The following is a 19894-nucleotide window of genomic DNA, read 5'->3' as shown; positions in this document are numbered from 1 at the left end:
TAAAAAGGAATTTCTCCTATCTTATCACATTTGAGCAAATAATCCACCGTATAATCGTTCCAAAAATTTCTATTTGTTTCGACTATTGATGTCGAATCGCTCGATATGGTTAAATTGATTCCTTATGGGAACCCTACCGATTAGCAATCATTCCCTCTTTCGACTATACTAGAAGGGAAAACAAAAACAGACGAAGAGAACTAAGGTTTTTTATAACCTTTCGTCTTTGAAGGAGGATATTATATGAGTATTCATATTGGGGCAAAACAAGGTGATATCGCGGAAACAATTCTTTTACCAGGTGACCCGCTAAGAGCTAAATATATTGCCGAAACGTATTTAGAAAATCCAGTATGCTATAACGAAGTACGAGGAATGTTAGGGTATACAGGTACATATAAAGGACAACGAATTTCCGTCCAAGGGACAGGCATGGGTGTTCCTTCGATTTCGATTTATGTAACGGAATTAATGAGAGAGTACAATGTACAAAACCTGATTCGTGTCGGCACATGCGGAGCGATTCAAGAGGATGTAAAAGTTCGTGATGTTATTTTAGCGATGAGTGCCTCAACGGATTCACAAATGAACCGAAACACATTTGGAGTCGTTGACTATGCTCCTACAGCCAACTTTGATTTATTAAGAAAGGCTTATGATGAAGGTGTAGCCAAAGGATTAAACTTAAAAGTCGGAAATGTGTTTACTGCTGATATTTTTTACAATGAAAATGCTGAGCACAAAAAATGGGCCGAGCATGGCATCCTTGCGATTGAAATGGAAACAGCGGCTCTTTACACATTAGCTGCTAAATTCAAACGCAACGCTTTATCCGTATTAACGGTAAGTGACCACATCTTAACAGGTGAGGAAACGACTTCCGAAGAGCGTCAAACAACGTTCAACGATATGATGGAAGTGGCTTTAGAGGCAGTGACGAAATAAAGAGACGTAAGAAACAGCGGAGTGCAGAGCTTCGCTGTTTTTTTCTTAACGTTTAATTAATTCTCCGTCCGATTCTTTATTTTCGCCTTAACTTGCTCTACATGTACCTTCTTTAAAGCTTCATCGACTTTTGTTAATGGTTTCAACATTTCGTTAAAATGGTTCATTTCGTCAGACATTAAAAGAAAAACTGCATTTTTTTGTTCTTTCTTGATGTTCTTCAGTAACTGCTCTCTTTTTAATACTTTAGTACGAGGGGAATACACAGTGATCTTTTTTAATGTACAGCGTTCGCTAAAGACAATATAAGATTTGTATATGGAATTATCATGATAATCGATATAATCGCTCAAGGCTTTTATATGGCTATTATTTTGCCAGATCGGATTAAAGAAGCGGTTCTTTTGTTTGTTAGGAAGAGTCTGAGTCCAATTCCTACTTTTTTCATTTCCGAATATCCAACCACTATAGTTTTTTGACTCAAATACATAAATACCAAACTCCGAAATCATGATTAAGTCAATTTCTGTTGTTGTGCCATCTTTTTTAGGGATGTATACGTTTGTTAACAAATAATAGTTCCCTTTTAACTTTTCTAATAAATCAAAGGTTAAAAATTCTCCGTAATTCCCTTTATTAAATATCGTTTTTAAAAAGGAATTTCCACTTACTACTTTATAATTGGACCCTTTGAAGCGAATATATTTTGGTACAAAAAACGCAACTATCATCAAAAAAACAATCATAATTAAAACGTATTCCAACCCATCTCCTCCTAATAGACCACTAGTTTCTCCGTCTCTTCACTACAAAACTCACACCCAAATAAATGACTATCCCCGTCAACGCCCCAGCACTATCTATCAACACATCCTGCACTTCTCCAGAACGTCCTGGGATAAAAAGCTGATGCACTTCATCGGTTATGGCATAGATCAGACAAATGCCCCAAGACGTAGCAGCAGCCCAGTAACTGATAAAACCGCTTCTCCTCATCGCATTCAAAACGAGAACTCCGAGTAGCAAATAGCTGAAAAAGTGGGCTCCTTTTCGAATCATAAAGTGAAGTAGTTCAAGTTCTATTTGGAAAAAAGGGAATAAAAATTGGATAATACCTGAGAGGATTTCGGTAATATCTGAACTTAAATGACCTGATTTCTCACCTGGTTGATGGGATAAAAAGAAAATAAGGGCCATCCAAAGTAGGACGGCGGCCCATGAAAACCATTTTTTCATACTCGATACTTCCTTCTTTCTGTCATAATAAAACCCAAAAACGAAAGAGCTTAGTTTTTGGGTCTTATTTGTCCGTTTATTATTCTTGATAGTTTTTCTCAAAGCGCCAAGAATCTCGGCACATTTCGACGATATTCTTTTTCGCCGTCCAACCAAGTTCTGTCTCTGCTTTTTTGGCATCGGCATAACAAAAAGCAATATCACCTGCTCGACGTTCTACGATTTCGTATGGAACTTCGATTTCATTCGCCTCTTCAAACGCTGTGACCAGCTCCAATACGCTCGTCCCTTTACCTGTTCCGAGGTTATAAACATGAGCTCCCTCTGTTAAATGATTCAAGGCAGCCACATGCCCTTTTGCTAAATCATCGACATGAATGTAATCGCGGACACCCGTGCCATCAACTGTATCGTAATCATTTCCAAAAACACGAAGCTGCTTTAACTTTCCTTTCGCTACTTGGGTGACAAATGGCATTAAGTTATTCGGAATTCCATTTGGAGCTTCACCAATCAGCCCGCTTTCATGAGCACCGACTGGGTTAAAATAACGTAAAATCGATACGGAGAAAGCAGGATTCGCTTTGACAGTGTCAATTAAAATTCGTTCACTCATTGCTTTTGTTTCACCGTATGGATTCGTTGTCGGCAACAAAGTCATTGACTCTTCAAAAGGGACTTGATTATCACCATACACCGTAGCCGAAGAACTAAAGACGAATTTATTTACTTGATGTGCTTGACAAACATTTGCTAAAACCATCGTACTCACGAGGTTATTATAATAGTAGGAAAGCGGCTTTTCGACCGATTCTCCGACTGCTTTTAGCCCAGCAAAATGGATGACACCGTCGAAGGAATGGGCAGCAAACACTTTCTCCACTTCAGATTGAACCGTTACATCAACTTCATAAAAAGTGAGATCTTTACCGGTAATTTTCTTGATTTTATCGATTGTCTCGACTTTGCTATTCATTAAATTATCAGCGACAACAACGGAATGTCCTTCTTCTAATAAAGCGACTACCGTATGGGAACCAATATAACCAGCTCCGCCCGTAACTAAGATCTTCATATTAGTCAATTCTCCTTTTCGTGCAAATTTACTCATGTTCATCTTACTATTTAATCCCAATTCGAGCAATCATTTCGAGGGCTTCCGACGTGATTCGAGCGAGTTCGAGCGATGTAATTCGACAGGTGACAGGCACCTGTCGAACTTCCTCTTCACTGAATTGACATATTTCGGGGAGTGACAGGCACACCGCCTAACTTTATAATGGAAAGGACGCTTTTTAAGAGGGCAGGTGTATTATGTTAGCTTATACGATTCATCAACAGAAACCTTATTATAAAGACATTGTCCTCATCCACGGGCTGGGGGGCAATTCATCGATTTTTAAATATCAGCTCGATTCATTCAAACAACATTTTAATGTGATTACAATTGAATTACCAGGTCATGGTACCTCACCAAATACTGACTCCTACCAGGCACCTTTCACTATACAAATTGTCGCACAAGAAGTACTCAAAACACTCGATCATTTAAAAATAAAGGAAGCACATTTTGTCGGAGTTTCACTCGGAACGATCGTCCTTCACCAACTACTTACAGATGCTCCCAACAGGGTAAAAAGTGTAGTTATGGCAGGAGCTTTAACACGATTTAATCCTTTATCGAGATCATTGTTAACATTAGGAAATGCCGTGAAATCGTTTACACCTCACTTATGGATCTATAAATTATTTGCCCATATTATGATGCCAAAGAAAAATCATAGGCGTTCAAGAGATATTTTTATCCGCGAAGCAACAAAAATGAAACGTGCTGATTTCTTAGGCTGGTATAACATCGTCGCTAAAGTGGAATCCATTTATAAAGGTTCATTAAAAATCCCTAATACAATTGAAAAGTTGTATGTGTCCGGCAGTGAGGACCACCTTTTTTTGAAGCCTCTATTAGAGGACTTAAAAAAAGATTTATATGCGAAAAAATGTGTGATTAACCATTGTGGGCATGTGTGCAATATCGAAAAACATCGTGAATTTAATGATGTTTCGATCGCCTTTTTACAAAAACAAGGAAAAGTCGAAGCGATACCAAAAAGCTCGTAAACCGATACAAGAGGAGTGTTGAAATGAATATTTTCTTAACAGGCTCTACCGGTTTTCTCGGTGGAAAGTTGATTAAAAATTTAATCAAAGACGAGACCCATACGTTATACGTCCTTGTACGTAATGTTCAAAAGGGTGAGCGGATTTTATCCCAATTTACAAAAGAACAACAAGTACGCATTCACTTACTACAAGGAGATATAACGTTAGAAAATTGCGGATTATCTAATGAAGACCTTGAACTTCTGGCCCGTAAAGTTGATACATTCTATCATTTAGCGGCTCTTGTCAAATTTGACTTAGACTTACGCGACGAATTATTTGCGGCGAACTTTGATGGTACAAAAAACAGTCTCGAACTCGCAGCTCGACTAGGCGTTAAAAAATTCCTCTATGTGAGCACAGCTTATACAGTCGGAAAACGTTCCGTCGCGGTTGAAGAATTATACGATCCAGAAGTGGAATATCATAATCCTTATGAAGAGAGTAAAGTAAAGTCCGAACATCTCGTTTTCTCCTATGCCAATCAAATGGATGTTTCAATTTTGAGACCTTCAATTATTGTTGGAGACTCTAAAACAGGAGAAGCGGATTCTCAGTTCACTTTGTACGGATTTATGCGAGCGATTGATTTATTTAAACGCAGGGTCAATCGTAGCAAAGAGGGACAAGCACAAAGCTACCGTCTTGTTGCCAACAAAAACGGTACATCCAACTTAGTCCCCGTTGACTATGTCGCTGATGTGTTAAGTGTGGCCACAACTAAAGCAAAGCCAAGCACCATTTACAATGTTACTAACCCAAAGCCACCACATAATTATGACTTACTCATGATGTTACGTGACGCCTTACAATTTAACAATTTAGACGTCATAGAAGATACAAATGCCGACTACCAATTAACACCCGTTGAAGAAAAATTAAACGAAATGATTTCCGTTTTTAATGTGTACTTAGCCGGTTCGATTAAGTTTCACGATAAAAATACACAGGAAATGCTAGCCGACACCACTGTTGAACACCTCAACATGAGTGATGAGACTGTCTTGATGATTATGGAAGCTTATTTTCAGGTGAAGTGATCATTCGGTAAGTTTCGAAGTTTCTGTAGACGAGTTGGATAAATTCTGATAAATCATAGGAACATGTCGAAAGAGCGACACCTTTTTATGAATATGAAAGGAACCATATAGTAGCTATGGTTCCTTTTTTTGGTAGTTCGAGTTCGTTTGATGGCTCTTTGATTCCTTTTGTGGCTTTTATTCATGTGCTTTTGGCTTCATTGGGAGGCTTTGATTCCCTTATGGCTTTTATTAATGTTTATTTGGCTTCATTGGGAGGTTTTGATTCCCTTTGTGGCTCTTATTAATGTTCATTTGGCTTTATTGGGAGGTTTTGATTCCCTTTGTGGCGTCTTATTAATGTTCATTTGGCTTCATTGGGAGGTTTTGATTCCCTTTGTGGCTCTTATTAATGTTCATCTGGCTTTATTGGGAGGTTTTGATTCCCTTTGCGGCTCTGATTCATCTACTTTCGGCTTCATAGCATCCTATGATTCCCTTCCCAGCTCTTATTCATCTGCTTTTGGAATCATAGACAACCTATGATTCCCTTTGCAGCTCTTATTCACCTGCTTTCGGCTTCATTGACAACCTTTGATTCCCTTCCCAGCTCTGATTCATCTGCTTTTGGAATCATAGACACCCTATGATTCCCTTCCCGGCTCTTATTCACCTGCTTTTCACATCATTGAGAGCCTTTGATTCCCTTTCACGCTATGATTCACCTGCTTTCGGAATCATAGACAACCTATGATTCCCTTTACGGCTCTTATTCATCTGCTTTCGGCTTCATTGCCACGCTTTAGTTCCCTTTGCAACTCTGATTCATATGCTTCGGGAGGTGACTGGCATCTTTCCTCTATCCCAATTCAAGGAATCGTTCTCCGGCGACAATTCCTGCTCCCAATACGACTCCTTTGTTTTGAAGTGTTGAGTATTTTATTCTTTTTGCATCATCATGTTGGCTATATTGGTTTAGCCGGATTTCTAATTCTGTTTTCAAACGCGGGAAGTATTTAAAAAATTGGCCTGATAAGACAACCAGCTTCGGATCGTAAGTCGTATATATATTCCCTATCGCAATTGCCAAATACATAACCGCTTGTTCCAGTATCAATTTTACTAAAGGTTGACCTTGTTCATAATAATGAGCCAAATCAGCCATTGATTCGGCCTGCATAGCAGTCGCTGCTTGCTGAATAAGGGAACGCTCAGATATATAAGAAGCTAAACACCCTACCTTCCCACACTTACAAACATTTCCATTGGGGTTAACGATGCTATGTCCTATCTCACCAGCTGTATTGGAGCTCCCTCTATAAATTTCTCCATTAATTAAAACAGCTGCTCCTATTCCTGAGCCTATTCCAACTAGAACCATCGTTTCTTCTTCGTTTTCTTTCCATGTATGTTTTTCTGAAACAGCTTGCATCTTTAACTCATTATCTACAACTGTCTGAAAATCAGTTTTATCCAAAATTAACTGAGCTATGTTCATATCTTTCCAAATCAACTGGTCTGAATGAATGACCTTGCCCTTCTTATCATCAATATATCCAGGGAGACCAACCCCGACGCCTAATATTTTTTCCCTATCAATCCCTTGCTCAAGAATCAGCTCATTCATCATACTCACTGATTTATCAATAGCTGAATCTGGATTCGCTCTAACAGAGAAAGGAACTTCTTTCATATAGGTTAACTCGCCTTTGAGATTAATGACCCCAATACGAATCACACTCATATCAAACTCTAAGCCAATTGAACAACGAGCATCACGATTAATTTGCAAAAAAACAGCATTCCGGCCAACACTTTTTGTATCATTATCCTTTTCATAGATTAAATTTTCAGATATTAAATCATTAACAATTCGATTAATAGAAGTAGGACTCATTTTTGTATGTTTTACTAAGTCTGGTTTTGTGAGCGGTTCTTTTGTCTTAATTAATTCATATACCCATTGCTTATTTTGTTGTTTTATATAAAGTTGGTCATGCTTTAGCATTTTATCCCTCATTCCAATCCACCCTATGTTATTTATCTATTATATCGGAATTGAACTACTCGCCACTTAGCTAACGCTTGAAGCGGGAGATTCTTGGGAACAGAGCGTACTTGCCAGCGGATTTCTTTGCCAACAGAGGTTTCTCTTATGGACCAAGCTATCCCCGTTGATTCCTACGGTTCTATATGTTGTTTAAGCCAAGTCGAGGGTTCTTACCCCTTCGGCTAGAATATTTTGGCTGGCATTGATATCTCGATCGTGATGTTTATGGCAAATAGGACACGTCCAATCTCTTATTTCAAGAGATTTCTTGCCCTCTTGATGTCCACATTCGGAACATATTTGACTAGAGGGAAACCACCTGCTTATTTTCACGATGGTTTTCCCGTACCATTTTGCTTTGTATTCTAATTTCGAGACAAAAGCAGACCAGGATACATCCGAGATGGATTTGGCTAATTTATGATTACGCAACATTCCTTTGGTGTTCAAATCTTCGATACAGATAACATCGTGGTTTTTGATCATGTCTGTACTTAACTTGTGAAGGAAATCGTCACGTTGATTCCTGACTCTTTCGTGCAATCTAGCCACTTTGCGTTTTTGCTTCTGATAGTTTTTGGCATCAAATAGATGAATACCCTTATTTTTGGCCTGTAACGCACGTCTTGAAAGTTTTCGCTGTTCACGTCTTAATTTCTTTTCCATTTTGGCTGTGAATTTATGATTGTCCATCTTACGACCATCCGAAAGAACCGCAAAGACCGTGATGCCTAAATCTATACCGATAGATGAATCCGTTTTCTTCAAGGGCTGTACGTCTGTTTCGACTAGAATGGATACAAAGAACTTTCCGCTTGGATTTCGTCTGACTGTAGCGTTCAGAATACGCCCTTCAACCTCACGACTTTTGGCCAAGCGAACAAGACCCAGTTTCGGCAATTTGATTTTGTTGTTTACTATGGCAATGTTGCTATTTGTTACTTTCGTGGTGTAGGATTGTACCTGATTCTTTTTAGACTTGAAACGCGGCGCTTTATTTTGTTTCTTGAAGAATCGAGTATAAGAATCAGCAAGGTTTTTCAAAGAGGTTTGAAGGGCAATGCTATCCACTTCTTTTAGCCATACGAATTCCTTTTTTAGTTGGGTTAATTGGGCCGAACAAGAAGAATACGTTAACCCTTTGCCTGTTTCTTTGTATGTATCGTTCCATTTCCCTAAAAAGCGATTGAATACGAAACGGCTACATCCGATTGTTTTAGCAATGAAGGTTTCCTGTTCTTTGGTTGGGTAGAGACGAAATTTGTACGCTTTCTTGATGAGCATTGTTTTCACCTCCAATAGGAATGTATGTTCTTATTATACCCTAACAAGAATCTCTTTGGCTACCGCCAACCGAGATTCATCTCCCCCTTATCGTCGGGCTTCTCCCTTCACACGATTGAAGAGGGAGTCTTCTGTCTGGAAATGATAAAATCTCAAATATAGTTCGACAGGTGACAGGCATCACCTGAAAAGGCCGCCCTAATTCGGACAGCCCTTTCAACAGTATTCGACAAGTGGCAGGCACTTGTCACCAATAGACACCTGCCTACCTGCCACTCATCTAGCTGCCTTGTATATGCCTTCAATCATTTTCATTAATTCAATTCCATCTTCAATTGGGGCTGGAGATGGGCCATTTGTCACACACGCCTGAACAAATGCATCAATTTGATTTTGGAAAGCACTATCAAAATCAAATGTTGACTGATCGATTTGGGGGTCAATATTAAGAATTGTGTCATTTTCCTCCGTCACTATCGTTAAATGAGGCTCCAATTCAGCTCCACCCTTTGTTCCAAACACTTGAAGAGCGATCTGGTCTTTTTTCAAGTGTAATGAATAAGACGTATCTACCATTAACGAACTCCCGTTTTCAAAAGTAATGAGGGCGTTCGCTAAATCTTCAACAGAATTTGTCGTTGCATCATAATCAGCTGTTTTATAAAAAGACAAATTCTCAATATTCCCACGGTTGCCCATCACACTATACACATGTCCCGTTATTGACTTTACTTTCGGACGCCCCATTAAATACCAACAAGCATCAATGATATGCACACCTAAATCAATGAGTGGTCCACCTCCAGAGCGTGTTTTATCAGCAAACCACCCTCCTGGATTTCCAATTCTTCTGAGCAGCGAAGCTTTCGCATAATAAATATTTCCGAGTTTATCACTATCGATAAACTTCTTCAGGACGATGGCATTCTCGCCAAACCTGCGCACATAACCAACTTGTAAAATAGCTGCGTTTTGATCAACGACCTCCTTGATCTTTTCCGCCTCTTCAACCGTCATGGCTACTGGTTTCTCCACTAATACATGTTTGCCTGCTTGAATGGCAGCAATCGCTAATTCCGCATGTGAATTATTCCACGTACAAATGCTAACCGCATCGACTTGCTCATCCGCAAAGACCTCTTTTGCATCTGTATATATTTTCTCCACTCCATATTGTCTGGCTACCGCCATCGCACGCTCTTCATTCCGATCGCATACCCCATATAACTCTGCATGTTCGTTAGCCTTATAAGATTTGGCATGCATCTCTGAAATGGTGCCAAGACCAATAATAACGACTCGTAGCTTCATGATTTCCCAACCCCTTCTATCACCGTTTTCCATCCTTCAACCGTCACTTCATCCCATAATCTTTGGACATTATTCATCCCAATCCGCGAGCCAACAAAACAATCTTCCATTCCCTCAAATTCGACTACAATAGGACCATCATAACCATGTTCTTTTAATAGACGGATGATTTCTCGAATCGGTAATTCTCCGTGACCAACAATCGCTCCTCTCAAATAATTTTCGTTCACCGTACGGAACCATTCTCCGTCTCCAGGGTTTTTATAATAAGGACGTACGTAAAAATCTTTAAAATGAACCGTCGCGGCTTGAGCTAAGTTCTTTTTAATCCCGACTAACGGATCTTCATCTGCACATAAAAAGTTTCCAATATCTAAAGTCGTCTTGAAATTGTCTCGATTAACAGCACGTAAAACCCTTTGAACCCGATCACTAGACTGAACATTAAAACCATGGTTTTCAATCGTTGTTGTCATCTCATATTGTTTGGCATAATCCGCGATTAACTGGCTGCCTTTTACAATCTCATCAAAATGATCATCAAAATAATGAACGGTCATTTGCTCCGGTGGCAAAGTAAAGGCGGTTACATCATGACGAATGACTTTTATCCCCATATGATTAACAACATCAACGTGTTTTTTGATCCGTGCAACTTCTTGTTCAAATTCTTCCTCTGTCGCTTGGATAAAATTAGCAGGCATACAATAAGCCGATAATTCAATTCCAACGTTTACGGCTTTTTCTCGAATTTCGGTAGCTAAAGCTAAATCATCCACAACCGAGTAACCATAAGGAACCAATTCCATATGACTGCCCCCATTATCAGCCACCCACTGAATCGCCTCTAAAATCGTGATATCTCCTGCCTTAATTGCTTTCACTAAACTATACGAACTTAATCCTACTTTCATTTTCTAACACTCTCCCTTTTAAAATGATTAATCATTTGTTAAATGACAAGCTACTTGATGCTCATGATTTACCCCATTTTGTAAAACAGGTTCTTTCTTTTTGCAAATCTCCATTACAAATGGACATCGTGTATGAAAATGACAGCCAGTTGGTGGATTAACCGGACTAGGTAAATCTCCTTTTAGAACGATTCTTTCTTTTTTTTGACCTCTTTTCCCTATAACAGGTACAGCCGATAATAAGGCTTTTGTATATGGATGCTTTGGACTTTCAAATACTTCTTGTTTTGTACCACATTCAACAATTTTTCCTAAATACATGACAGCGACTTTATCACTAATATGTTCGACTACACTTAAGTCATGGGAAATAAACAAATACGCAAGATTAAATTCCGACTGTAGCTCTTTAAATAAGTTCAAAATTTGAGATTGAATCGAGACATCCAATGCGGATACAGGCTCATCCGCAATAATTAAATCTGGCTTTAAGATAAGGGCTCTAGCAATGCCAATCCTTTGCCGTTGTCCGCCGCTAAATTCATGGGGGTACTTGTAAGCAGAATACTCATTTAAGCCCACCACTTCTAGCATTTCCATAATCATTTTCTCTTTTTCTTTTTTTGATAGATTTAAATGGACATCCAATGGTTCGGCTAAAATCTCAAACACTTTCATTCTTGGATTTAGTGAAGCATATGGATCTTGGAAAACCATTTGAATACGACGATTAAAAGGTTTGATTTGCTTTCTAGAGAGCTTCGAAATTTCAGTTTTTTCTAACCATACTTCCCCACTATCAGCGGTAATTAATTGATTTAACAATCGACCCGTTGTTGATTTCCCACAACCACTTTCTCCTACTAAGCTGTAGGTTTCCCCTTTATTTATGGAAAGTGAAACATCCGAAACAGCTCGTAACCTCTCTTTTTTCTTGAACGGTCCACGCTTCATTTCGAATGACTTAGTTAATGACTCAACCCGTAACAAAACATCCTCCATTAACTCCCCTCCTCATATAACCAGCAGCTACATCGTCTCCTATCAGCTTGCGTTGTTAGCGGTGGCTCTTTTGTGGAACAAATCGACATCACTTGATTACATCTTGGTGCAAATTTACAGCCTTGAGGCATATCTGATGGCTGCGGGACATTGCCTGGTATGCTAAATAACGTTTCAACTCGCTGTCCTATTTGTGGAATTGATTGAATCAAACCTTGCGTGTACGGATGCTTGGGGTTGTTAAAAAGCTCGTCAACACTTGCTTCTTCCACAATACGCCCAGCATACATCACAATGACTCGATCACACATTTCAGAGACAACCCCTAAGTCATGAGTAATTAATAAAATCGACATCCCAAGATCACTTTGAATTTCTTTCATTAACTCTAAAATTTGGGCTTGAATCGTCACATCAAGTGCTGTTGTTGGTTCATCGGCAATTAAAAGCTCAGGGTAACAAGCTAAGGCAATCGAGATCATTACTCGTTGACGCATCCCACCAGAAAGCTGATGCGGGTATTCTTTCATCACATCTTCTGCTCTAGAAATTCCTACTTTTTTCAACATCGACACGGCATGTTCCCTTGCCTGTTTCTTTCCATATGGCATATGCAGGCGAATAATCTCTTCAATCTGTTCACCGATTTTCATAACTGGGTTTAACGACGTCATCGGTTCCTGAAAGATCATCGAAATTTGTTTGCCACGAAGCTTTCTCATTTTTGCTTCATTATAAGTAGAAATCGATTCTCCTTTATATTTAATTTCTCCACTACTAATCGAACCGGTCGTCCCCTTAAATAGCTTTAATATCGAAAGAGACGTCACACTTTTCCCACTTCCACTTTCTCCAACTAGTCCTAATACTTCCCCTTTATTAATATGAAAGCTCAAATCATGTATGACCGTTAAAGGCTGATCATTTTGGACAAATTGAGTTGCCACCTTATCAACTTCCAAAATCTTCTCCATCTTCCTTCCCTCCTTAAGACGATTTTGGGTCAAACACATCCCTTAAACCATCACCAACTAAATTAAAAGCTAGAACCGTTAGGAATAAAATGAGGCCAGGAAATAAAACAACATGAGAAGCACTACTAATATAGTCACGCCCCATACTAAGCATTGCTCCCCAATCGGGCGTTTCTGGACTTGCCCCTAAACCTAAAAAGCTTAAAGTTGCCGCTGCTAAGATGGCATTTCCCATTCGCATCGAACAATAGACCAATAACTCACCAATACTACTCGGCAAAATATGCTTCCAGATGATATGAGCACTTGAAGCACCAATCGACTGAGCCGCTTCAACATATTCGGCTTGTTTCGTCTCTAAAGCAGCCCCACGAACTAAACGAGCAAAACTCGGGATTGAAAAAATAGAGAGAGCAATAACTACATTCGTTAAGCCTGGGCCAAGAACCGCAATAATCGCAATCGCTAGGAGAATATCTGGAAACGCAAACATAATATCACTGAGCCTCATAATCAGTCGGTCCAATTTTCCGCCAAAATAGCCACTAATTAACCCTAATATCGTTCCGATAACCCCTCCTGCTACAATCGAAATAATACCGACCCCTAAAGATATTTTCGCTCCCACAATTAAACGACTAAAAATATCGCGACCATACTCATCCGTTCCTGCAAAATGTTCTGAAGTTGGACCACTTAGAACATTGCTATAATTTGGCTCATACGGGTCATATGGAGCAATCCAAGAGCCGAAAAAAGCAACGATGACAAGTAAGAAAATAAATATACCTGCTACAAATGCCACCTTCTGTTTACACCATTTTTTCCAAAATTGCTTCAGCGGAGAAGAGCGAGGGGTTTGCCTCATTAATACGTTTTGGTTATTTTCCAACTCAGTTTGATTCACCAACACCCCTCCTTATGCCGCATACTTGATTTTTGGATTTAATAAACTATAGAGTAAATCAACAATCAAATTAACCATAATAAAATAGAATGAGAAAAGGAGTAATAACGCTTGAATCGTCGGGTAATCTCTAAACCCAATCGAATCAATTAAGAGACGCCCCATCCCTGGAAAGTTGAACACCGTTTCCACTACAACAGAGCCGCCTAGTAAGAAACCAAACTGTAAACCAGCAATCGTGACTACTGGAATAAGTGAATTTCTCAAAGCATGTTTAGGGATCAATGTCGTTTCTTTTAATCCTTTTGAACGTGCCGTCCGAATAAAATCTGATTTCAACGTATCTAGCAGAGAAGCACGAGTAAATCGAGCCACCATCGCCATAATTCCTGCCCCAAGTGCAATCGATGGCAGAACATACCCTTTCCACGAATCCAAACCCCCTGTTGGTAACCAGCCAAGCTGCACGGAAAACAATTGAATCAGCAATAATCCAAGCCAAAAATTCGGTACCGATATCCCAGATACAGCTGTCATCATTCCAACATAATCAGGCCATTTATTTTTAAAGACAGCGGACACGGTTCCAATAATTAAACCAATAACAAGGGCCCATCCCATACTAGCAATTGTTAAATATAAGGAAGGTAAAAACCTTGCTCCAATCATCGAAGAAACATCGTGACCTGTAACTAACGATTGCCCCAAATTCCCTGTTAAAAGGCCAGCCATATAATCGATATATTGCTTCCAAACAGGCTGATCCAAACCAAGATTCTCCCTTATTTGTGCTACTTCTGCTAATGTAGCATCCGGGCCAGCCACTAGTCTGGCTGGGTCCCCCGGAATCAAATGAGTAAAGAAGAAAATTATGATGGATACAACAAACAGAATTGGAATCGTTTCTAATAATCGTTTACCGATATATGCAAACACCGTCCAATTCGCCTCCTTGTTGAATCATGTTACTGCTTTATTTCAGCTTCACGAACCTCAACCGCTCCTGATGATAAATTATAAATACCATCCACTTCTGCTCGTTTTCCTCCACTTACAACACCTTCCGCTAAGAAAATCCACGGTGCATCTGCATAAATTTGCTCTTGAATTCTTTGATAAAGTTCCACTTGTTCCGCTTCATCAGCTGATGTACGAGCCTGATTAATCCATTCTGTAACTTCCTCGTTCACATAGTAGGCCGAGTTGGCACCAGATGGAGGAAACATTTGACTTGAAAATAACGGTCTAATCGCATGATCGGTATCACTCGGAGAAGCCGCCCATGTGACATACCACATGTCCACTTCTGCCTCATCCGGATCTTCTACTCCATAAATTTTTTCCGATAACGTTCCTTCTTCCATCGACATGACTTCTACCTCAATCCCAACCACACTTAATTGCTGTTGAATAAATTGCATTCCTCGCATATTATCTGATGAAGTATTTCCCCAAATGGTCGTGTTAAAACCGTTTTCATAACCAGCTTCTGCTAATAGTTCTTTGGCTTTCTCTGGATCATATTCATATAACCCTTGTTGCTCGTAATGTTTTGTTTGTTTTGTAATAATCGAATCCAATGGATTACCTAGTCCTGATTTCACGACGTTAATAAACGCTTCATTATCAATCGCATGGTTGATCGCTTGTCTAACTTTTGGATCATTAAACGGCTCTTTATTGGTGTTCATCGTGACATAGTTTTGAATCGTTGATGGTGTCAGTTCCACTGTAAAATCATTTGTGTTTTCCGCTTCAGCTAAATTTTGTTCCGGGTATGGGAAAATAAAGTCCGCCTCTCCGGTTTTTAACAAGGCCAACCTTGTTCCATTTTCAGGTGTTGGGCGGTATTCTACTCCTGCTACTTTAGGTAATCCCTCTTCCCAATAATCTTCAAAGGCTTCCACCACTAAGGAACTGCCTTGGTCCCAAGAAACAAATTTAAATGGCCCTGTACCGATTGGATTTTTGGAAATTTCATCATCTGATAGTTTCAAAGACTCGCCACTTATCATTTGTGATGTGGCAAATTTATCTAACATTGAGCTATACGGCTGCGATAAGATGACTTTCATTTCATGCTCATTTACGACAACCGTTTCTTCGACAAATTCAAAGCTTCGGTTTGCCCTAATTCCATTGTCTTGATTAGCCATCCGGTCAATATTCGCTTTCGCTACTTCGGCATTAAATGGTGTTCCATCATGAAATGTTACGCCCTCCCGAAGCTGAAACGTATATTCCAACCCCGAATCACTGATTTCATAATCTTCAGCTAGTACAGTAATAATATTTCCGTCTTTATCCAACCCAAGTAACCCTTCAAACATCGAGCGCTGGGCGGTTCTAGAATTCGCATCTCCTGTATTTTGAGGATCCATCGATAAAAAATTTTGTGCGACTGCAATCACAATTGACCGATCGGATTGGGCAGTTGTTGTGTCATTAGAGCCTTCACCTACACTATCCGAGTCACCCGCTGTATCATCCGTCCCTCCACATGCCACTAAAACAATACATACAAACAGAAATAGTAAAGAAAGCATCTTACTCTTCATTAAAATTCCCCCTTTGATTTGGATAACAGGAAACAATTATTAATTCCACTGGAAAAATTATTTAGACATTTTCAGATAAAACTAGTGGAACACCTCCAAATACATGATGATAATTACAATATATTCAGAATTAACAGATAAGTCAAGCTCTATTTTTAACATCAGTTTAAAATAATAGGTGCCAAGAGTTGACAAGTGACAGGCACTTGTCGAATTCGACAGATGCCTGTCACCTGGTATGCTTGGGGCGCTTTTGGTTCCCTTTATGGCTTTTATTCGATGGCTTCGGGCTTCATTGACGCCCTTTGATTCCCTTTCACGCTCTGATTCATCTGCTTCGGGCTTCATTGCGGCTCTTTGATTCCCTTCGCGGCTTTTATTCGATCGCTTCGGGCTTCATTGACGCCCTTTGATTCCCTTTCACGCTCTGATTCATCTGCTTCGGGCTTCATTGCGGCTCTTTGATTCCCTTCGCGGCTTTTATTCGATCGCTTCGGGCTTCATTGCGGCTCTTTGATTCCCTTCGCGGCTTTTATTCGATCGCTTCGGGCTTCATTGCGGCTCTTTGATTCCCTTTCACGCTTTGATTCGATGGCTTCGGGATTCATTGACGCCCTTTGATTCCCTTTCACGCTCTGATTCACCTGCTTCGGGATTCATTGCGGCTCTTTGATTCCCTTTGTGGCTTTGATTCGATGGCTTTGGGATTCAGTGCGGCTCTTCGATTCCCTTTCACGCTCTGATTCACCTGCTTCGGGCTTCATTGACGCTCTTTGATTCCCTTTCACGCTCTGATTCACCTGCTTCGGGATTCATTGACGCCCTTTGATTCCCTTTCACGCTTTGATTCGATGGCTTCGGGCTTCATTGACGCCCTTTGATTCCCTTTCACGCTTTGATTCATCTGCTTCGGGCTTCATTGCGGCTCTTTGATTCCCTTCGCGGCTTTTATTCGATCGCTTCGGGCTTCATTGCGGCTCTTTGATTCCCTTTCACGCTTTGATTCGATGGCTTTGGGATTCATTGCGACTCTTTGATTCCCTTTCACGCTCTGATTCACCTGCTTCGGGCTTCATTGACGCTCTTTGATTCCCTTTCACGCTCTGATTCGATGGCTTCGGGCTTCATTGCGACTCTTTGATTCCCTTTCACGCTCTGATTCATCTGCTTCGGGCTTCATTGACGCCCTTTGATTCCCTTTCACGCTCTGATTCGATGGCTTCGGGCTTCATTGCGGCTCTTTGATTCCCTTCGCGGTTTTTATTCGATCGCTTCGGGCTTCATTGCGGCTCTTTGATTCCCTTTCACGCTTTGATTCGATGGCTTCGGGCTTCATTGCGACTCTTTGATTCCCTTTCACGCTCTGATTCACCTGCTTCGGGATTTATTGACGGCTCTTTGATTCCCTTTGCGGCTTTGATTCGATGGCTTCGGGCTTCATTGACGCCCTTTGATTCCCTTTCACGCTCTGATTCACCTGCTTCGGGCTTCATTGCGGCTCTTTGATTCCCTTCGCGGCTTTTATTCGATCGCTTCGGGCTTCATTGCGACTCTTTGATTCCCTTCGCGGCTTTATTCGATGGCTTCGGGCTTCATTGACGCCCTTTGATTCCCTTTCACGCTCTGATTCACCTGCTTCGGGCTTCATTGCGACTCTTTGATTCCCTTTGCGGCTTTGATTCGATCGCTTCGGGCTTCATTGCGACTCTTTGATTCCCTTTCCCACCTGTTTGCTAGGGCTATCGGATTCATTCGGGCACTGACAGGAATGATCACTGTCACTCCTCAGAATTTGGCGAAAAATCTCTACACCATTCCAATTAACGTATAAGAAATACTGACAATGTGATGGTTCAGCATGATCAATTCATTCATAATGTCTACATAAACAGAACTAAGTCGGCTGCTCTGATTACTGCCACTATTAAAATGTTGGAACCGTAAGTCTTTTTCTTTACGTAAAATGATTGGGTTACGGTTAATGATTTCTATCGCTTTTTCCCTATCATTTTCCTCAAAAGCATTTATGACCATATGATAGTTCGTTGATACTTCTTCAAATAAATGAGAGATCCCCTTTGCTTCCCACTCTTTTAAATTCGTTTGAGCTCCTTCAAGCTTCGTAGTTGTCAGAGCAATATGTTGTAATGAATCAGAAATTCCTTCTAAATGATTGTTAATATACAGATACTTTAGGCTTTCTTCCGACTCTTCATCGGTAAGATCTTTTTGAGTTATTTTTTGCAAGTAGTGATAAATACTTTTGTATATTTCATCAATATTATCCTCATATCGAATCACAGCTTGACGATGCACGGGGTTTTGGGCATCAAGTAAATCATCAAAATGACGGAGCATATGGTCATCAATCAACTTTGCCATATTCCCTAATTCCTTCCTTGTTTGAATCAGTGCAATCGTTGGAACTTCGAGACTCTCATTCTCCAAGTACTTTATATGTTTCGTTACTTTTTCTTTGTACGGCAACAAAAGAACCATCCAATCGGCAAATTTATTACAAAATGGCAACAAAACAAGTAAATTTACGATATTAAAAATGGTATGAGCATTGGCGATTTGACGTTCAATCCCTCCGCCAATTGCCTCAAGTCCATATACAAATAGTTGTGTAAAGGGCAAAAATAGTAAGACACCTATGATTTTAAAAATTGCATGGGCGACAGCCGTTCTTTGAGCATCCTTTGATGAACTGATACTTGAAATGAGTGCTGTTACGACCGTTCCGACATTCGCCCCGTACACAATGGCGATCGAAGCTTCTATCGTCAGTGAACCACTTGCCGCTAATGTCATCGCAATCGCAATGGCCGCGGCACTATTTTGAATGATCGCTGTAAAAATTAAGGCAATTAAAACAGTCAGAAGAAGGTTATCGGTTAAATAGATAAAGGCATTCGTCAATTCTGGATTGTTTTGAATCGGCAGCATTGCATCTGTTATAATCGCCATTCCAAAGAAAACAAAACCAAAACCTAACACAATACTTCCTATCGATTTCATTTGCTGTTTACCTAATAAAAAAATACACACACCGAGCGCAATAAATAAAAGAGCATAATCCGTTATTTTAAAAGCAATTAATTGCACCGTTATCGTCGTTCCGATTGCCGAGCCTAACATGAGACCCATCGCTTGCCTTAACGTTAACAAACCGGCATTAACAAAACCCACGACCATAACAGTAGCCGCACTAGACGACTGCAGAACAGCTGCTAGCGTTATACCTGCAAGCGAACCGAAAAATTGGTTCTTCGTCACTTTACTCAAAAAGTTCTTCAAGTGATGGGATGCTGATTTTTTTAAACCTTCGCTCGCAATGTACATCCCATATAAAAAAATTCCAATCCCACCTAACACCCCTATAACCATTGGCCAAATCATACAAACCCCTCCTCCCAGAACCATTTCTCTATTAATGGATAAATAATCTTGAACCCGCTTTCATTTTCCATTAATTTAAGAGCGTGCTTTTCCTAGAAAGCCATTTAAATAGAATAGGGATGTCAGGCAGAA

General features: G+C 40.1%; 16 protein-coding genes. 3 read left to right on the top strand and 13 right to left on the bottom strand.

Going from position 1 to position 19894, the window contains the following annotated elements; all coding sequences use genetic code 11:
- Positions 1 to 243: 243 nt before the first annotated feature.
- Positions 244 to 945, top strand: coding sequence for a purine-nucleoside phosphorylase (deoD, locus tag AA0017_RS22555; protein ID WP_413378253.1), 702 nt, complete (start codon positions 244 to 246; stop codon positions 943 to 945).
- Between the two features lie 56 nt (positions 946 to 1001).
- Here the strand turns inward: deoD and AA0017_RS22550 are convergent, their stop codons facing one another.
- The 3 genes from AA0017_RS22550 to galE all read right to left on the bottom strand — a co-directional run bounded on the left by AA0017_RS22550 (position 1002) and on the right by galE (position 3256).
- The gene (locus AA0017_RS22550) at positions 1002 to 1709 is read right to left on the bottom strand and encodes a nuclease-related domain-containing protein (protein ID WP_413378251.1); all 708 of its coding nucleotides are present in this window, start codon (positions 1707 to 1709) and stop codon (positions 1002 to 1004) included.
- A gap of 22 nt (positions 1710 to 1731) precedes the next feature.
- Positions 1732 to 2181 (bottom strand): VanZ family protein, encoded by a 450-nt coding sequence (locus tag AA0017_RS22545; RefSeq protein WP_413378249.1) that lies wholly within the window; start codon positions 2179 to 2181, stop codon positions 1732 to 1734.
- A 79-nt stretch (positions 2182 to 2260) separates the two neighbouring features.
- Positions 2261 to 3256 carry a UDP-glucose 4-epimerase GalE gene (galE, locus tag AA0017_RS22540; protein ID WP_413378247.1) on the bottom strand — a complete coding sequence of 332 codons (996 nt, stop codon included), beginning with the start codon at positions 3254 to 3256 and terminating at the stop codon, positions 2261 to 2263.
- Positions 3257 to 3495: 239 nt separating this feature from the next.
- On the opposite strand from galE, the gene AA0017_RS22535 reads away from it, so the two are divergent.
- Positions 3496 to 4299 (top strand): alpha/beta fold hydrolase, encoded by an 804-nt coding sequence (locus tag AA0017_RS22535; protein WP_413378245.1) that lies wholly within the window; start codon positions 3496 to 3498, stop codon positions 4297 to 4299.
- Between the two features lie 23 nt (positions 4300 to 4322).
- Entirely contained in the window at positions 4323 to 5381 is a 1059-nt protein-coding gene (locus AA0017_RS22530) for an SDR family oxidoreductase (RefSeq protein WP_413378243.1), read from the top strand.
- 838 nt (positions 5382 to 6219) lie between these two features.
- Here AA0017_RS22530 and AA0017_RS22525 read toward each other — a convergent pair.
- The 10 genes from AA0017_RS22525 to AA0017_RS22480 all read right to left on the bottom strand — a co-directional run bounded on the left by AA0017_RS22525 (position 6220) and on the right by AA0017_RS22480 (position 19762).
- Positions 6220 to 7380: an ROK family protein gene (locus AA0017_RS22525; RefSeq protein WP_413378241.1), complete on the bottom strand. Its 1161-nt coding sequence runs from the start codon at positions 7378 to 7380 to the stop codon at positions 6220 to 6222.
- Between the two features lie 180 nt (positions 7381 to 7560).
- On the bottom strand, positions 7561 to 8694 hold the full coding sequence (tnpB, locus tag AA0017_RS22520; protein ID WP_413378239.1) for an IS200/IS605 family element RNA-guided endonuclease TnpB: 1134 nt from the start codon (positions 8692 to 8694) through the stop codon (positions 7561 to 7563).
- Positions 8695 to 8970: 276 nt separating this feature from the next.
- Positions 8971 to 10005: a Gfo/Idh/MocA family protein gene (locus AA0017_RS22515; RefSeq protein WP_413378237.1), complete on the bottom strand. Its 1035-nt coding sequence runs from the start codon at positions 10003 to 10005 to the stop codon at positions 8971 to 8973.
- Positions 10002 to 10919, bottom strand: a complete 918-nt coding sequence (locus AA0017_RS22510) for a sugar phosphate isomerase/epimerase family protein (RefSeq protein ID WP_413378235.1) — start codon at positions 10917 to 10919, stop codon at positions 10002 to 10004. The genes AA0017_RS22515 and AA0017_RS22510 overlap by 4 nt, the downstream gene beginning before the upstream one ends.
- A 27-nt stretch (positions 10920 to 10946) precedes the next feature.
- Positions 10947 to 11921: an ABC transporter ATP-binding protein gene (locus tag AA0017_RS22505; protein ID WP_413378233.1), complete on the bottom strand. Its 975-nt coding sequence runs from the start codon at positions 11919 to 11921 to the stop codon at positions 10947 to 10949.
- The gene (locus AA0017_RS22500; RefSeq protein ID WP_413378231.1) at positions 11921 to 12895 is read right to left on the bottom strand and encodes an ABC transporter ATP-binding protein; all 975 of its coding nucleotides are present in this window, start codon (positions 12893 to 12895) and stop codon (positions 11921 to 11923) included. The genes AA0017_RS22505 and AA0017_RS22500 overlap by 1 nt, the downstream gene beginning before the upstream one ends.
- Positions 12896 to 12908: 13 nt before the next feature.
- Positions 12909 to 13763, bottom strand: coding sequence for an ABC transporter permease (locus AA0017_RS22495; RefSeq protein WP_413382787.1), 855 nt, complete (start codon positions 13761 to 13763; stop codon positions 12909 to 12911).
- Between the two features lie 51 nt (positions 13764 to 13814).
- Entirely contained in the window at positions 13815 to 14738 is a 924-nt protein-coding gene (locus AA0017_RS22490; protein ID WP_413378229.1) for an ABC transporter permease subunit, read from the bottom strand.
- A gap of 29 nt (positions 14739 to 14767) precedes the next feature.
- Positions 14768 to 16360: a glutathione ABC transporter substrate-binding protein gene (locus tag AA0017_RS22485; RefSeq protein ID WP_413378227.1), complete on the bottom strand. Its 1593-nt coding sequence runs from the start codon at positions 16358 to 16360 to the stop codon at positions 14768 to 14770.
- Between the two features lie 1806 nt (positions 16361 to 18166).
- The gene (locus AA0017_RS22480; RefSeq protein ID WP_413378225.1) at positions 18167 to 19762 is read right to left on the bottom strand and encodes a Na/Pi cotransporter family protein; all 1596 of its coding nucleotides are present in this window, start codon (positions 19760 to 19762) and stop codon (positions 18167 to 18169) included.
- Positions 19763 to 19894 lie beyond the last annotated feature (132 nt).

The sequence above is a fragment of the Alkalihalobacillus phoenicis genome, from assembly GCF_047302405.1.
In the GTDB taxonomy this organism is placed as follows: Bacteria; Bacillota; Bacilli; order Bacillales; family Bacillaceae_D; genus Alkalihalobacillus.
The sequence above is the reverse complement of the archived record's forward strand: the minus strand, read 5'-3'. Positions and strand labels throughout refer to the sequence as shown.

What these genes read in the sequence shown, in the direction of transcription:
- AA0017_RS22495 (WP_413382787.1), bottom strand. Translation starts at nt 13,763, where the DNA reads ATGAGGCAAACCCCTCGCTCTTCTCCGCTGAAGCAATTTTGGAAAAAA.
- AA0017_RS22545 (WP_413378249.1), bottom strand. Translation starts at nt 2,181, where the DNA reads ATGAAAAAATGGTTTTCATGGGCCGCCGTCCTACTTTGGATGGCCCTT.
- AA0017_RS22530 (WP_413378243.1), top strand. Translation starts at nt 4,323, where the DNA reads ATGAATATTTTCTTAACAGGCTCTACCGGTTTTCTCGGTGGAAAGTTG.
- AA0017_RS22500 (WP_413378231.1), bottom strand. Translation starts at nt 12,895, where the DNA reads ATGGAGAAGATTTTGGAAGTTGATAAGGTGGCAACTCAATTTGTCCAA.
- AA0017_RS22510 (WP_413378235.1), bottom strand. Translation starts at nt 10,919, where the DNA reads ATGAAAGTAGGATTAAGTTCGTATAGTTTAGTGAAAGCAATTAAGGCA.
- tnpB (WP_413378239.1), bottom strand. Translation starts at nt 8,694, where the DNA reads ATGCTCATCAAGAAAGCGTACAAATTTCGTCTCTACCCAACCAAAGAA.
- AA0017_RS22505 (WP_413378233.1), bottom strand. Translation starts at nt 11,921, where the DNA reads ATGGAGGATGTTTTGTTACGGGTTGAGTCATTAACTAAGTCATTCGAA.
- AA0017_RS22485 (WP_413378227.1), bottom strand. Translation starts at nt 16,360, where the DNA reads ATGAAGAGTAAGATGCTTTCTTTACTATTTCTGTTTGTATGTATTGTT.
- AA0017_RS22525 (WP_413378241.1), bottom strand. Translation starts at nt 7,380, where the DNA reads ATGAGGGATAAAATGCTAAAGCATGACCAACTTTATATAAAACAACAA.
- AA0017_RS22480 (WP_413378225.1), bottom strand. Translation starts at nt 19,762, where the DNA reads ATGATTTGGCCAATGGTTATAGGGGTGTTAGGTGGGATTGGAATTTTT.
- galE (WP_413378247.1), bottom strand. Translation starts at nt 3,256, where the DNA reads ATGAAGATCTTAGTTACGGGCGGAGCTGGTTATATTGGTTCCCATACG.
- deoD (WP_413378253.1), top strand. Translation starts at nt 244, where the DNA reads ATGAGTATTCATATTGGGGCAAAACAAGGTGATATCGCGGAAACAATT.
- AA0017_RS22535 (WP_413378245.1), top strand. Translation starts at nt 3,496, where the DNA reads ATGTTAGCTTATACGATTCATCAACAGAAACCTTATTATAAAGACATT.
- AA0017_RS22515 (WP_413378237.1), bottom strand. Translation starts at nt 10,005, where the DNA reads ATGAAGCTACGAGTCGTTATTATTGGTCTTGGCACCATTTCAGAGATG.